Origin of the sequence: Cloacibacterium caeni (genome assembly GCF_907163125.1) — a bacterium.
GTDB lineage: Bacteria > Bacteroidota > Bacteroidia > Flavobacteriales > Weeksellaceae > Cloacibacterium > Cloacibacterium caeni_B.
Genome location: NZ_OU015319.1, coordinates 1,539,280 through 1,555,273, shown reverse-complemented (window position 1 = coordinate 1,555,273; position 15,994 = coordinate 1,539,280). Strand labels below are relative to the sequence as shown.

Sequence of the window (15,994 nt, the reverse complement as noted above, 5' to 3'; positions counted from 1 at the left end):
ACTTCACAACACCATTAAACTTTTAATTTTGACAAAAAATAATCAATATGAGTACATCAGAGCAAGGGAAATGTCCATTTCCACATCATGAATTACCAAAAGAAAACAAACCTCATCAAGGAGAAACTATTCACAGTAAAAATGAAGAAAACCCAATTCCAGTGGCAGGAATGTCATTAGGGAATTCAGGGAAATGCCCTGTAATGCATGGTGCAAATACAGGCAGTGACCAATCAGTAATGAGTTGGTGGCCTAAAGCTTTAAATCTTGATATTCTTCATCAGCATGACAAGAAAACCAATCCTCTAGGAGAAGAATTCAATTATGCAGAAGAATTTAAGAAATTAGATTTAGAAGCCGTAAAAACAGATTTAAAAAATTTAATGACCGAAAGCCAAGATTGGTGGCCTGCAGATTGGGGACACTATGGCGGTTTAATGATTAGAATGGCTTGGCATTCTGCTGGAACGTATAGAGTAGCAGATGGAAGAGGTGGAGCAAACACAGGAAACCAACGTTTTGCACCACTTAATTCTTGGCCTGATAATGCTAACTTAGATAAAGCGAGAAGATTGCTTTGGCCAATCAAAAGAAAATACGGAAACAAACTTTCTTGGGCAGACCTTATGATTCTAGCAGGTAACATGGCTTATGAATCTATGGGACTTAAAACTTTCGGGTTTGCTGGTGGCAGAGAAGATATTTGGCACCCAGAAAAAGATATTTATTGGGGAAGTGAAAAAGAATGGTTAGCGCCAACTGGTAGCGAAGGTAGCCGTTATTCTGGAGAAAGAGATTTAGAAAATCCTTTAGCAGCGGTAATGATGGGATTAATTTATGTAAATCCAGAAGGGGTAGACGGGAATCCAGATCCATTGAAAACTGCTAGAGATATGCGTATTACCTTCAAGAGAATGGCAATGAATGACGAGGAAACGGTAGCACTTACTGCAGGTGGTCACACTGTAGGCAAAGCACACGGAAACGGTGATGCTTCTACATTAGGACCAGATCCAGAAGAAGCAGGTCTAGAAAATCAAGGTTTTGGATGGATAAATCCTAAAGGTGCAGCTGGTAATACGGTAACTTCTGGTATTGAAGGAGCTTGGACTACACATCCTACAAGATTTGATAATGGTTTCTTTGATTTATTATTCAAGTATGATTGGCAATTAACCAAGAGTCCAGCTGGAGCTTGGCAATATGAACCAGTAAACATTGCTGAGGAAGATAAACCACTAGATGCACATAATCCTAATGTTCGTAGAAATCCTATGATGACAGATGCAGATATGGCGCTAAAAGTAGACCCAGAATACAGAAAAATTTCTGAGAAATTCCACCAAAATCCAGCATATTTCCAAGAAGTATTTGCAAGAGCTTGGTTTAAATTAACCCACAGAGATTTAGGTCCTAAATCTAGATACTTAGGAGCAGATGTTCCTGCCGAAGATTTAATTTGGCAAGACCCAATTCCTACAGTAGATTACACGCTTTCTGATGCTGAAATCGAAGATTTAAAAGCTAAACTCCTTAATTCTGGATTAACGAGAACAGAACTCATCAATACAGCTTGGGATTCTGCGAGAACTTTCCGTGGTTCTGATTTCAGAGGTGGTGCAAATGGTGCTAGAATTAGACTAGAGCCTATGAAAAACTGGGAAGGAAACGAACCGGCAAGATTAGAAAAAGTTTTAAATAAACTTACAGAAATTCAGTCAACTTTAGATAAAAAAGTAAGCATTGCAGATTTAATCGTTCTAGGAGGAAGTGCAGCAGTAGAACAAGCAGCTAAAGATGCAGGTTTTGATGTAAAAGTTCCTTTTGCAGCAGGAAGAGGAGATGCTACACAAGAACAAACAGATGTAGAATCTTTCGAGGAGCTAGAACCATTACACGACGCATACAGAAACTGGTTGAAAAAAGATTATGTGGTAACTCCAGAAGAATTGATGTTAGATAAAACTCAATTACTTGGTCTTACTGCTCCAGAAATGACGGTGTTAATTGGTGGTATGAGAGTTTTAGGAACCAATTACGGAGGAACTCAGCATGGTGTATTTACCGATAAAGTGGGAGTTTTGACTAATGATTTCTTTGTAAATCTTACAGACATGAACTTCAAATGGGAGCCAGTTGCAGAAAATCTATACAATATTGTAGATAGAAAATCTGGCGCTACTAAATTCACTGCAACAAGAGTAGATTTAGTGTTTGGCTCTAATTCTATCTTAAGATCTTATGCAGAAGTATATGCGCAAGATGATAACAAAGAGAAATTTGTAAATGATTTCATCAAAGTTTGGACGAAGGTCATGAATGCAGATAGATTTGATTTGAAATAAATTTTTTTGTTTTTTATTACTATTTAAACGGGCAATATTGCCCGTTTTTTTATTTTAGTACATGGTAGAAAATTTTTTTGTAACATTTTTACAACTTCTTTACTAACTCCATAGAAACGCTAATTAATGAAAACTTTAGAATCAGAATTTTTAGAAAAAATAGAAAGTCATAAAGGAATGATTTTCAAAATTTCTAAAATGTACGTAGAAGGAAAGGAAGATAGAGAAGATTTGTTTCAAGAAATCATCTATCAACTCTGGAAATCTTACCAAAATTTCGAAGGCAAAAGTCAGTTTTCTACCTGGTTATACAGAGTAAGTATCAATACAGCACTTACTTTTCTTAACAAAGAAAAAAAGAAAACCGATAATGCTTCTTTAACCGAAAATATAGATGTACAAGACGAAAATTCTGACGAAAAAGAAACACAATTAGAATTTTTTTATAAAGCAGTTCATGAACTCAATCCTGTAGAAAAAGCGCTGATTTTTTTATTTCTCGAAGGCCAAAGTCATAAAGAAATCGCTACCAATCTTGGGATTACAGAAGTTAACGCACGTGTAAAACTCAACCGAACCAAAGAAAAATTACAACAAATTATTAAAAATTACGGCTATGAATTTTGATAAATTACAAGAACAATGGAACCAAGAAAACAACGAGGTTTCGTTACCCCAAAATCTAGATAAAATAAAAGAAGCACATAATCCTATTGACAAAGTGCGAAGAAATATGAAATTCGACCTTATTTCTCAGGCGGTTTTAACGGTATTAATTGGTTTTGTACCTTATGCGAAAAGAAACGAATGGGATTTTCAGAGTATTTCTATTTTTGCGTTGTTTTACGTGTTGATGGTTGGTTTCATGCTTTATTACACCTTGAAATTTTACAGATTTTACAAGCAAAGCTACAATTTGTCTTATGACAGCAGAAAAAATCTGATGTGGTTTGCTTATGAATTAAGACTTTTCATAGAACTCTACAGAGCACTTACTTTTATCATGATGTTTCTGGGTATGGCTTTAGGATTGTATTTTGGGATGCATTTTAACACTACTGGTCAAGATATTTTCCATTTGAAAGATGCAGATTTTCTGAAATTATTCGGAGTTTTATTCTTCATGGTAGCTTTCTTGCTTGGATTGGTGGTTCTTTTTATGGAATTTGTTATCAATCATTATTACGGGAAATATTACAAAAAAATTAAAAATATTCTTAACCAATTAGACGAAGAATAACATGAAAACCTACACCGCAACATCACAAAATTCTAGAAATTTTATTCTAGAAAACGAAAATCAAGAAATTTTAGGTGAATTAATCTATCCAAAATGGTATTCTACCAAAGCAGAAATTCATATCGGTTCAAAAATTTTTAAAACTGATACCAAAGGTTTTTGGACAACTTCTGTAGAAGTTATAGAATATGAAAGGGTTTTACTGAAATTTAAAATGGATTGGAAAGGCAATATTATTTTAACCAATTTAATAGATGTCGAAAAGCATTTTATCATCAAAAGAGAAAAATGGTACAGCAATATTTTGGTCATGAAAGACGAAAACGAAAAAGTGTACTTTCATCTGAAAAGAAATTTTAAATGGAAAGATTTTAAATTTCACTATGAAATTGCTTTAGAGCAAGATTTAGATGCTATTACTTTGCTTAGTATTATTCATGTAGTCAATTATTTTAGTTCTCAAGATGATGGAAGCGTAGCAACCACAGCCGCAACTGTTTAAAATAAAAACCTCTCGAAATTGGACTGCCCCCAAAAAGTTAGACACTTTTTAGGGGCATTTTTTATGGGGAAAAGTAAATATTCATTAGACTTTAAATTAAAAGCTATAAAGAGATATCACAAAGGGGATATTGGAACAGACGATTTAGGAAAACGCATTGGAGTTTGTGGTTCCTTGGTTCGTAAATGGATAAAATTTTATGAACTTTATGGAGTTTCAGGACTTGTTCGGCTTTCCAATACGCATTACACAAAAGATTTTAAATTAAAGATTTTATCAGTAATTGAGAAAGAGAATTTAAGTTTAAAAGAAGCGTCGAGAAGGTTTAATATTCCTGCGGAGTCCAGTATTCTTAGTTGGCAGCGTAATTACAAAAAAAATGGTATTTTAGGTTTAGAAAACATACCCAGAGGAAGACCTAAAACCATGAGTAATTACACGCGAAAAAAAAAGAAAACAGGCAAACCCTTAACAAGGGAGGAAGAACTGTTGGAGAGGATTTATTATTTAGAAGCCGAGAACGCCATTTTAAAAAAGTTAGACGCCTTAATTCAGGAAAGGAAAAATCCAAAGCCATCGAAGAGTTAAGGCAGGACTTTGATTTAGCAGTACTACTGCATTGTACATCGATGGCAAGAAGCAGTTTTTATTACTATCAAAAACGCTTTCAAATGAAAGATAAATATGCGGAAATAAAAGAAATGATTAAGCAGATTTATCATCGTCACAAAGGAAGGTTGGGCTATAGAAGAATTACTTTGCTTTTGAAAGAAAAAGGAATTTTGATTAATCACAAAACTGTTTTACGACTTATGAAAATATTAGGTTTAAAGAGTATTATCCGAGTGAAGAAATATAAATCTTACAAGGGAGAGCAAGGGAAAATTGCGCCCAATGTTCTACAGAGGAATTTCAAATCGGACACTCCTAATCAGAAATGGGCAACCGATGTTACAGAGTTTAATGTATCGGGTAATAAACTTTATCTATCTCCAATCATCGATTTATTTAATGGTGAAATTGTCAGTTTTGACTTATCTGAAAGACCTGTGTTTAGCCAAATCATCAGAATGCTAAAGAAATCATTCAGAAAAGTAAAATCTACACAAAACATCATTCTACATTCTGATCAAGGTTGGCAATATCAAATGAAACATTACCAAAACTTGTTAAAAGAAAAAGGTATTATTCAAAGTATGTCCCGAAAAGGAAACTGTTTGGACAATGCGGTGATAGAAAACTTTTTTGGAACGATAAAATCAGAAATGTTTTATGCCAGAAAGTTTGGTTCCATTCAGGAACTTAAGATGGAAATAGTGAAGTACATTCACTATTACAACAATGATAGAATAAGACTCAATCTCAAAGGAAAGAGTCCGGTACAGTACCGAACTCTTTCCTTTGAAAATATTGTTTAATTTTGTCTAAACTTTTGGGTGCAGTCTAAATTTTCGGGAGTTTTTCATTATTTGTCTTGTCCTGAAAAAAGTTGACTAAAAATTAGATAATATGTCAACAAAAAAGAAAATTTCAAAAATTCCAAGTGCCCCACAAATTTATAGCGAAGCATTTAAACGTCAAGTTGTAAGTGAATTTGAGAGGGGTTTATTTACAAAATCAGAACTTCGAAGACGTTACAATATTCTAGGCAATAGTTGTCTACCAAGATGGTTAAAAAAATATGGTAAATTTACCTATGAAGATAAATTAACTATTGGTCGTCCTATGAAAGATCCTCAACAACAGCGTATAAAAGAGCTAGAAGCTCAATTAGCAAAAAAAGAAGAAGAATTAAAAGTATTCAAACGATTTATTGAAATAGCTGAACGTGAACTTAAAATTGATATTGTAAAAAAGTCTGGTTCCAAGCAGTCAAAGAAATAAATGCAAGTAGTTCATTGACCACTTATGAATTATGCGAACTGTTTGGATACACAAAACAAGCATTTTACAAGCGAAAGAAAAACGTTAGAACACCTAAATACAACTCAGAATTATTACGAAGTTTAGTCGTTACTATTCGTAAGCAATTACCTCGAACAGGTGGCAAGAAACTTTATGTAATGTTACAAGGTGAATTTATAAAACATCATATATCAATTTGTCGGGATAATTTTTTAGATTTTTTAAAAGCAGAATATTTACAAGTTCCTAAAGCTCGAAGATATTACAAAACAACAAACTCAAGACATTGGATGAAACGCTATCCAAATTTAATTAGCAATTTAGTACTTAACAGACCTGAGCAAGTTTGGGTTGCTGATATAACTTATTTACGAACAAAAGAGAAAACATACTATTTGCATTTACTCACTGATGCTTGTTCCAAGAAAATCGTTGGTTATCAACTGTCAGATAATTTAATGAGTTCAACTACAGTAAAAGCTTTAGAAATGGCTTTGATTAACAGGGAAACAAAAAATCAACTCATTCACCATTCTGATAGAGGTTTACAATATTGCAGTAAAGAGTATACCGAATTGTTAAAGAAAAACAATATTTTAATTAGTATGACGCAAGAATACGACCCATATGAAAATGCAGTAGCAGAAAGAGTAAATGGAATTTTAAAAGAAGAATTTGGTTTGCATGAAATATTTGAAAACTATCAAAATTTAAACAAACAAGTTACACAAGCCATAACTTTATACAACAATTTTAGAATACATATGTCAATTAATATGATAACTCCAAACCAAGCACATCAACAAAAAATAATACATTTAAAACAATGGAAAAAAATAAATCGTAACAGAATTAATTCTGCTACGATTTAACTATATTTGAATTATTAACGAGTCAACCTTTTTTAGGACAACTCAATTATATCCCATAAATACCTTAAAATTTATATATTTGTTTAACAAAATTGAATCCAATTGAAAACTGCTACCAAATTCTTTTTATTACTTACTTTTTTCGGATTTTTTTCATTTTTTACAGCGCAAGAATCTAAAGAGATTTTGGAGTTGAAGGAAAAATTAGTTTTGGCCAAAAGTGATTCTGATAAAAATGAAATAAATAGAAGTATAGCAAACTTATATAGTAAATTAAATAAAAAAGATAGTTTGATTTTGTATGTAAGTAAAACAATTTCTTATTACAAAAAAGTAAACAATACAGAAAAATTATTTAACAATAATTTAATTTTAGCAAATTACTTAATGAGGAATGGAGATTATGGAAAAGCAGAAAAATTTTTAATAGACGCTCAAAAATATGCACAAAACTCTAAAGATTTAGACCGAAAAATTCAACTTAATTATTCATTAGGCGCGTTTAATACTTACAAAAAAAATTATAATCTCGCTCAAAAATATTACTTTGAGAATATTCAAAATTATCTTGATGGTAAAAAAGTAGATAAAACTTATATAAAATTAAGTTATGAGCAGTTGTATAGTACTTCTTTTGTGCAGCAAAATTATAAAGATGCTTACAAATATCTAAATACATACATTGATTTTGTAAAAAAGAACTTTCCTGAAAATTTAAATCTTGCTTATCAACAGTTAGGTTTTTTTTATTTAACTACTAATGATTATAATAAAGCATTAGAAATATTTAAAGAAGCATTACTATTCTATGAAAAACAAAATGATAAAAATTTTATAGCAATAGCCAAAAGAAATATAGGATCTTCATATCTCGGTCTCAAGAAAACAGATTCTGCAAAGACATATTTGTATGATGCTTTAAATTATTATAAATCTATTGACTCAAAGGAAAATATTTCTGATATTAATAATATTCTTTCCCATTTATATTTTGATGAAAAAGAATATCAAAAAGCAGAAGAGTATATTGAAAAAGCTGTTAAACTTTTGCCAGAAGATAGTAAATCAAATTATTATCATAAATCATATTACGCAAGTGTAAAAGTTTATAATATGGTTAATGATAGTGTTTCTATCAGAACAAATCCTCAAAAAAGGCAAGAATTAGAAAATACAGTAAAAGAACTAAATGAAACCTTTTCAAAAGTTCAAAATGAAAAATGGTATGTAGATCCCGATTTGGTAATTTCAAATTATACCACACTTTCTAATGCTTATGAAATTTTAGGAGATTATAAGAAAGCCCATTCTTATTTTCAAAAAGCAATGAAGGAAAAAGAAAGAGTTTACGGTTTAGATAAAATGAAAGAACTTTCAAACGTTCAATCTGAAACAGAACTTGCTTTACAAAAATCCAAAATCGAACTACAAGAACAAACCAAAAGACTTCAGCTTCAGAAAGAAATAGAACTTAAAGCACTAAAATTTGAGTACGATAAAAAACAAGCCGCAGCAAAAACAGAAGCCGAAAGAAAAAGACTGATGTTGGAAGAAGATTTGAAACGAAAAGAAATTCAGATAAAATTTGATGAAGAACAAAAAGCAATTACGCTGAAATATAACCAAGAAAAACAACTTGCCAAAATCAATCAAGAGAAAAAAGATGCCATAGCAAAAGCAGAATTAGAAAGTTCTAAATCCGAGAAAAATATGTGGGCAATTGGTGCAGGTTTATCTTTGCTGTTGTTTGGTTTTGCAGGATTTTCTTATTTTCAAAAACAAAAAGACAACAAAAAAATCGCCGAAGAAAAACAAAAATCAGACGATTTATTGCTCAATATTCTTCCGCACGAAGTTGCTGAAGAACTTAAAGAAAAAGGAAAAACCAGTGCTAAACATTATGATGAAGTTTCGGTATTGTTTACAGACTTCGTAAGTTTTACAGCCAATTCAGAAAAATTGGGAGTTCAAGAAGTTTTGAATGAACTCAATGTTTGTTTTACAGAATTTGATAGAATTATGGAAAGAAATGGTTTAGAGAAAATCAAAACCATTGGTGATGCGTATTTAGCAGTAAGTGGTTTACCAGTTTCTAACGAACAACACGCTAAAAATGCGGTGAATGCAGGTTTAGAAATTTTAGAATTTATAGAAAGAAGGAAAAAAGAAAGCCCTACTACTTTAGACATCAGAATTGGTGTTCATTCCGGACCTGTAATTGCGGGAATTGTAGGCGTGAAGAAATTTGCCTACGATATTTGGGGAGATACGGTAAATACTGCCGCAAGAATGGAACAGAATAGTGCAAAAGGAAGACTTAATATTTCGGGTTCTACTTATGATTTGGTAAAGGATAAATTCACTTGTGAACATCGCGGGAAAATAGAAACAAAAGGAAAAGGAGCTTTGGATATGTATTTTGTATCAGAAAATAAAAGTTTAATTTAAGTTTATTTAAATTATGGAATACGAAAAAATAAAGAAAATTATTCTGAAAGAACTGAAAGAAAATCTTCCAGAACACCTTTCGTATCATAGTGTGATGCATGTAAAAGATGTAATAAATGCTGTAGAGGAAATAGCTGTGGCAGAAAATGTTGGTGGAGAAGATTTAATGCTTCTGAAAACGGCGGCATTGTTACATGATTCAGGATTTTTGCATGGTGCAAAAGATCACGAAGAAAAATCTTGTGAAATAGCTCAAAAATATCTTTTGGATTACGGTTACAATCAGCCTCAGATTGATAAAATCAAAGGAATGATTATGGCAACCAAAATTCCACAATCACCAAAAAATAAATTAGAAGAAATTTTGGCTGATGCAGATTTAGATTATTTAGGAAGAGATGATTTCTTTAAAATTGGGGACAAACTTTTTGATGAATTAACCATGTTTGGAATCGTAAATTCTGAAAGAGATTGGAATCTTTTACAAGAGAAATTTTTAGAAAGCCATCACTTTTTCACCAAAACTGCTATCAACAATAGAAATCAAAAAAAACAAGAAAATTTAGAAATTATTAAATCTAAGTTAAATTCGTAATCAAGATATGAGTTCAAAAAAGGTAGTATTTCATTAACTGTGTAAGTTGAAAAGTTATTCTGAAAAATTTTGAGCAATAAAAGCTCAAAAAATTTTTCGGAAATAACTTTTTACTATTTTATATATTTACATAGTTATGATTGACAAAGAAGACTTATTAAACAACAAGGATTTCTACAAATCCTTTAAGAATGGAGAAGATTTAACCTCATTCTTTAAACAAATGCACAAACGAGCTGTAGAACACATGCTCGAAGCCGAACTTGATGCTCATCTCGACAACGAGAAACACGAAAAAACCACCACTGGAAACTATCGTAACGGACACGGAACCAAAAAGATAAAATCCTCATTTGGTGAATCTGAAATAAAAATTCCCAGAGATAGAGAAAGTAGTTTTGAACCAGCTCTAGTTCCTAAAAGACACAATATTATAGAAGGTTTAGAAAATATCATTATCTCCTTTTATGCTAAAGGAATGAGCGTGAGCGATATTGAGGAGCAAATTCGTGAGATGTATGATTTTGAAGTCTCTACTTCTACCATTTCTAGGATTACTGATGCAGTTGCAAGCGAAGTAGTGAGTTGGCAGAATAGACCATTAGAAGACCTTTATCTCATTGTTTGGATGGATGGAATTGTCTTTAAAGTTCGTGAAAACTCAAAAGTCATCAATAAAACCATCTATTTAGCGGTAGGTTTAAACCGTGATGGCAAGAAAGAAGTTCTCGGAATGTGGCTCGGAAAAAACGAAAGTTCTAGTTTTTGGATGAATGTTTTAACCGATTTAAAAGCTCGTGGTGTAGAAGATATTTTAATTACAGCTACCGATAATTTGAATGGATTTACCCAGACTATTCGCTCAATTTTTCCTGAATCTCAAACCCAAATCTGTGTAGTTCATCAAATTAGAAACGCCTGTAAATACGTGGTTTGGAAAGACAGAAAAGACTTTACTGCCGATATGAAGCACATCTATAATGCTCCAAATAAACAAGCGGCAGAAGCCGCTCTGAATGATTTTGCAGAAAAATGGGAATCCAAATATGCTTATGCGATAAAATCGTGGAGAGATAATTGGGACGAACTGACTGTATTTTTTGACTTTCCTTTGGAAATCCGTAAAATTATTTACACTACTAATTTAATTGAAAATCTCAATGGAAAAATCAGAAAATATACCAAAAACAAAATGTCTTTCCCTACGGATGATGCAGTCTTGAAGTCGGTTTTTCTTGCTTTAAAGGAAGCTACCAAAAAATGGTCAATGCCAATCCAAAATTGGGGTATTGTTTTAAACCAATTTATGCTTATTTTTGACAAAAGGCTCAGATTATAAAATCCAAGCCTTAACTTTTTAACTTACACACTTTTTGGGATAGTGTCTCAAAAAATTCACACGGTCCGTTATTTACCATTTCAGATATTGTTTATTTAATTTTAGGAGTTATCTCTGCAAGTTTTGCTTTGAAAAGTTTCCTTGTTCCCAATCACTTTTTAGATGGTGGAGTTACAGGTATTTCGCTTCTTTTTCACGAAGTAAAACATTGGAATTTAGGCTTGCTTTTAATTTTGCTCAATATTCCGTTTATCATTTTGTCTTATTTTCAAGTAGGAAAGCATTTCGCTATTAGAAGTAGCCTTACTATTTTGTTGATTGCTTTAACCATGCATTTTATCCCTTTTCCAGAATTAACGCATGATAAACTTTTGGTAGCGATGTTTGGCGGATTTTTCTTGGGAATTGGCATTGGTTTATCAATGAGAGGAGGTGGAACTTTCGATGGAATGGAAGTTTTAGCATTGATGACCTTCAAAAAAAGTAGTTTCAGCATTACCGAAATTATTTTGGGAATGAACATCATTATTTTCATCATTGCAGCATTATTTTTAAAAGTAGAAACAGCTTTGTATGCTATTCTTACTTATCTTATTGCAAGTCAAATGACAAAATATGTAATTGAAGGAATTGAAGCTTATACAGGTGTTACCATAGTTTCGGGAAATAGTGAAGAAATTAAGAAAGCATTAGTTTTAACTTTAAATAGAGGAATTACTGTTTACAAAGGAGAAAGAGGTTTTATGAAAGAATCTTTTGAGCAAAGTGCAGATGTAGATATTATTTTCACGATTGTGACGAGATTAGAAGTGCGTAAACTTCAAAATATTGTAAGAAGCATCGATCCAAAAGCATTTATCTTCACACAAACAGTAAGAGAACCACAAGGTGGAATTGTAAAAGAAATTATAAAGCATTAAGAAAAATTATTTATCAATAGAAATGGACTTTAGTCCGTTTTTTTTATGGAAATTAATTTGGTTTAATCGAAATTTATAAACTAAAAACCTCCCGAAATATTTGGACTGCCCCCAAAAAGTTAGACACTTTTTAGGGGCATTTTTTATGGGGAAAAGTAAATATTCATTAGACTTTAAATTAAAAGCTATAAAGAGATATCACAAAGGGGATATTGGAACAGACGATTTAGGAAAACGCATTGGAGTTTGTGGTTCCTTGGTTCGTAAATGGATAAAATTTTATGAACTTTATGGAGTTTCAGGACTTGTTCGGCTTTCCAATACGCATTACACAAAAGATTTTAAATTAAAGATTTTATCAGTAATTGAGAAAGAGAATTTAAGTTTAAAAGAAGCGTCGAGAAGGTTTAATATTCCTGCGGAGTCCAGTATTCTTAGTTGGCAGCGTAATTACAAAAAAAATGGTATTTTAGGTTTAGAAAACATACCCAGAGGAAGACCTAAAACCATGAGTAATTACACGCGAAAAAAAAAGAAAACAGGCAAACCCTTAACAAGGGAGGAAGAACTGTTGGAGAGGATTTATTATTTAGAAGCCGAGAACGCCATTTTAAAAAAGTTAGACGCCTTAATTCAGGAAAGGAAAAATCCAAAGCCATCGAAGAGTTAAGGCAGGACTTTGATTTAGCAGTACTACTGCATTGTACATCGATGGCAAGAAGCAGTTTTTATTACTATCAAAAACGCTTTCAAATGAAAGATAAATATGCGGAAATAAAAGAAATGATTAAGCAGATTTATCATCGTCACAAAGGAAGGTTGGGCTATAGAAGAATTACTTTGCTTTTGAAAGAAAAAGGAATTTTGATTAATCACAAAACTGTTTTACGACTTATGAAAATATTAGGTTTAAAGAGTATTATCCGAGTGAAGAAATATAAATCTTACAAGGGAGAGCAAGGGAAAATTGCGCCCAATGTTCTACAGAGGAATTTCAAATCGGACACTCCTAATCAGAAATGGGCAACCGATGTTACAGAGTTTAATGTATCGGGTAATAAACTTTATCTATCTCCAATCATCGATTTATTTAATGGTGAAATTGTCAGTTTTGACTTATCTGAAAGACCTGTGTTTAGCCAAATCATCAGAATGCTAAAGAAATCATTCAGAAAAGTAAAATCTACACAAAACATCATTCTACATTCTGATCAAGGTTGGCAATATCAAATGAAACATTACCAAAACTTGTTAAAAGAAAAAGGTATTATTCAAAGTATGTCCCGAAAAGGAAACTGTTTGGACAATGCGGTGATAGAAAACTTTTTTGGAACGATAAAATCAGAAATGTTTTATGCCAGAAAGTTTGGTTCCATTCAGGAACTTAAGATGGAAATAGTGAAGTACATTCACTATTACAACAATGATAGAATAAGACTCAATCTCAAAGGAAAGAGTCCGGTACAGTACCGAACTCTTTCCTTTGAAAATATTGTTTAATTTTGTCTAAACTTTTGGGTGCAGTCTAATTTCGGGAGGTTTTTTTATTTAAAATCTAAATTTTAGAATTTTATAAAGAATCTACAATTGCGTTTAATGTAGCAGAAGCTCTCATTGCAGCATAAGTTTTTGTAGAATCTGGTTGGTAATAACCACCGATGTCTTGTGATTTACCTTGCGCTCCAATCAATTCTTCATTGATTTTTGCTTCGTTTTCTTGCATTGATTTTGCAATTGGTGCAAAAGTAGCCGCTAATTCAGCATCTGCAGTTTGATTTGCCAAAGCTTCAGCCCAATACATAGCCAGGTAGAAGTGAGAACCTCTGTTGTCTATTCCGCCCACTTTTCTTGCAGGAGATTTATCTGTTGCTAAGAATTTAGCATTTGCTTCATCAAGAGCATCCGCTAGAACTTGAGCTTTAGGATTGTTTTGAGTCTGAGAAAGGTGCTCTAAACTCGCTTGTAAAGCTAAGAATTCACCTAGAGAATCCCATCTTAGATAACCTTCTTCTAAGAATTGTTGAATGTGTTTTGGTGCAGAACCACCAGCTCCAGTTTCGAATAAACCACCACCGTTCATCAATGGAACAATAGAAAGCATTTTAGCAGAAGTTCCAAGCTCTAAAATTGGGAACATATCGGTTAAATAATCTCTTAAAACGTTTCCAGAAACCGAAATCGTGTCTTTACCTTCTCTACCTCTTTTTAAAGTTTCGAGCATGGCATCTTTTACATCCATAATTCTGATGTCAAGACCCGTTAAATCGTAATTTTGAAGATATTTTTCTACTTTTTTGATGATTTGTGCATCGTGAGCTCTTCCTTTGTCTAACCAGAAAATCGCTGGTGTGTTAGAAAGTCTTGCTCTGTTTACCGCTAGTTTTACCCAGTCTTGGATAGGAGCATCTTTTGTTTGGCACATTCTGAAAATATCACCATTCTGAACGTTTTGTTCTAAAAGAGTAGTCCCGTTTTCGTCTTCAATTTTTACCGTTCCTTCTCCAGAAATTTGGAAAGTTTTATCGTGAGAACCGTATTCTTCAGCTTTTTGAGCCATTAAACCTACGTTTGGAACTGTTCCGAAAGTAGTAGGGTCTATTGCGCCGTTTTGTTTCATTTCTTCTACAATTGCATCATAGAAACCAGCATAAGTTCTGTCTGGAATAATACAAACGGTATCTTCTTCTTTTCCTTCTTTATTCCACATTTTACCGCCACCTCTTACTAAAGCAGCCATGGAAGCATCTACAATAACGTCTGAAGAAACATGGAAATTGGTAATTCCTTTATCAGAATTTACCATTGCAATTCTTGGTCCGTTTTCAATCGTTTTTTCGATTTCTGCTTTAATTTCAGCTTCTTGAGCATGACCAGCAATTTTTTCGAAAAGGGTAGCTAAACCAAAGTTAGGATTAATGTCTAATTCATTGAAAGTTGCTGCATATTTCTCAAAAACATCAGCAAAATAAGTTTCAACAACCGCCCCGAAAATAATTGGGTCAGAAACCTTCATCATTGTTGCTTTCAAGTGAGCAGAAAGCAATACATTTTTTTCTTTAGCTTCGTTGATTGCGTCTTTTACAAAAGATTTTAATGCAGAAATATTCATCACAGAAGAATCGATTACTTCACCAGCTTTTAAAGGAGCAAAATCTTTCAAAACTTTAGATGAACCATCATTTCCGTAGAATACTATTCTGTATTTGCATTCGTTTTCTACAGTGGTAGAATTTTCAGTACCGTAGAAATCTCCATTATTCATGTGAGCAACTGAAGTTTTAGAATCTGCAGTCCAAACTCCCATTCTATGAGGATTTGCTTTTGCGTAATTTTTAACTGCTTTAGGCGCTCTTCTGTCTGAGTTTCCTTCTCTTAAAACAGGATTTACAGCACTTCCTAAAACTTTAGCATATTTTTTATTGATAGCAGTTTCTTCTTCAGTTTTTGGTTCTGCAGGGTAGTTAGGCACTGCATAACCGTGTTTTTGTAATTCTGCAATCGCTTCTTCTAATTGCGGAACAGAAGCAGAAATATTGGGTAATTTAATGATATTAGCTTCTGGTTTAGTCGCTAATTCTCCTAATTCTGCAAGTGCATCTGCAGTTTTTTGTTCTTCGGTTAAATATTCTGGGAAATTTGCTAAAATTCTTCCAGCCAAAGAAATGTCTCTAGATTCTACATTAATTCCAGCAGTAGAAGCATATTTTTGAATGATTGGTAATAATGAGTGAGTTGCCAACATTGGCGCTTCATCTGTATACGTATAGATGATTGTTGAATTGTTAGACATTATATTTCTGAGTTTTTAATTGTTTAAAATTAAGAAGT

The 15,994-nt window shown here is 32.6% G+C and carries 12 protein-coding genes; 11 read left to right on the top strand and 1 reads right to left on the bottom strand.

The annotated features are described in order from the left end of the window. Window positions 1-170: 170 nt before the first annotated feature. The 11 genes from katG (at window position 171) to KKQ79_RS07000 (ending at window position 13,666) form a co-directional block, all read left to right on the top strand. Window positions 171-2,345, top strand: coding sequence for a catalase/peroxidase HPI (katG, locus tag KKQ79_RS07050; RefSeq protein ID WP_284070069.1), 2,175 nt, complete (start codon window positions 171-173; stop codon window positions 2,343-2,345). A 126-nt stretch (window positions 2,346-2,471) separates the two neighbouring features. Beyond that, on the top strand, window positions 2,472-2,972 hold the full coding sequence (locus tag KKQ79_RS07045) for an RNA polymerase sigma factor (protein WP_213189531.1): 501 nt from the start codon (window positions 2,472-2,474) through the stop codon (window positions 2,970-2,972). Then, window positions 2,962-3,585, top strand: a complete 624-nt coding sequence (locus KKQ79_RS07040) for a hypothetical protein (RefSeq protein WP_213189530.1) — start codon at window positions 2,962-2,964, stop codon at window positions 3,583-3,585. The genes KKQ79_RS07045 and KKQ79_RS07040 overlap by 11 nt, the downstream gene beginning before the upstream one ends. 1 nt (window position 3,586) lies before the next feature. Continuing rightward, window positions 3,587-4,087, top strand: coding sequence for a hypothetical protein (locus KKQ79_RS07035; RefSeq protein WP_213189529.1), 501 nt, complete (start codon window positions 3,587-3,589; stop codon window positions 4,085-4,087). Window positions 4,088-4,150: 63 nt separating this feature from the next. Beyond that, a protein-coding gene (locus KKQ79_RS07030) for an IS3 family transposase (RefSeq protein WP_213190656.1) occupies window positions 4,151-5,505 on the top strand; the annotation gives its coding sequence in 2 pieces (ribosomal slippage) (window positions 4,151-4,625 and window positions 4,625-5,505; 1,356 coding nt in all). A 91-nt stretch (window positions 5,506-5,596) separates the two neighbouring features. Next, window positions 5,597-6,864, top strand: a protein-coding gene (locus KKQ79_RS07025) for an IS3 family transposase (RefSeq protein ID WP_213189528.1) whose coding sequence is annotated in 2 segments (ribosomal slippage) — window positions 5,597-5,936 and window positions 5,936-6,864 — 1,269 coding nt in all. Because the reading frame shifts where the segments join, the coding sequence is not laid out codon by codon here. Window positions 6,865-6,966: 102 nt separating this feature from the next. After that, window positions 6,967-9,312 carry an adenylate/guanylate cyclase domain-containing protein gene (locus tag KKQ79_RS07020; protein WP_213189527.1) on the top strand — a complete coding sequence of 782 codons (2,346 nt, stop codon included), beginning with the start codon at window positions 6,967-6,969 and terminating at the stop codon, window positions 9,310-9,312. A gap of 13 nt (window positions 9,313-9,325) precedes the next feature. Further along, window positions 9,326-9,907 (top strand): HD domain-containing protein, encoded by a 582-nt coding sequence (locus tag KKQ79_RS07015; protein WP_213189526.1) that lies wholly within the window; start codon window positions 9,326-9,328, stop codon window positions 9,905-9,907. A 136-nt stretch (window positions 9,908-10,043) separates the two neighbouring features. Continuing rightward, window positions 10,044-11,246 (top strand): IS256 family transposase, encoded by a 1,203-nt coding sequence (locus tag KKQ79_RS07010; protein WP_213189525.1) that lies wholly within the window; start codon window positions 10,044-10,046, stop codon window positions 11,244-11,246. Window positions 11,247-11,323: 77 nt separating this feature from the next. Beyond that, on the top strand, window positions 11,324-12,166 hold the full coding sequence (locus KKQ79_RS07005; RefSeq protein ID WP_213190696.1) for a YitT family protein: 843 nt from the start codon (window positions 11,324-11,326) through the stop codon (window positions 12,164-12,166). A 145-nt stretch (window positions 12,167-12,311) separates the two neighbouring features. Continuing rightward, window positions 12,312-13,666 (top strand): IS3 family transposase gene (locus KKQ79_RS07000; protein ID WP_213190656.1). Its coding sequence is split into 2 segments (ribosomal slippage): window positions 12,312-12,786 and window positions 12,786-13,666, totalling 1,356 coding nucleotides; the frame shifts between segments, so codons are not numbered across the junction. Between the two features lie 70 nt (window positions 13,667-13,736). On the opposite strand, the gene KKQ79_RS06995 is transcribed toward KKQ79_RS07000, so the two are convergent. Next, window positions 13,737-15,956, bottom strand: coding sequence for an NADP-dependent isocitrate dehydrogenase (locus tag KKQ79_RS06995; RefSeq protein WP_213189524.1), 2,220 nt, complete (start codon window positions 15,954-15,956; stop codon window positions 13,737-13,739). Window positions 15,957-15,994 lie beyond the last annotated feature (38 nt).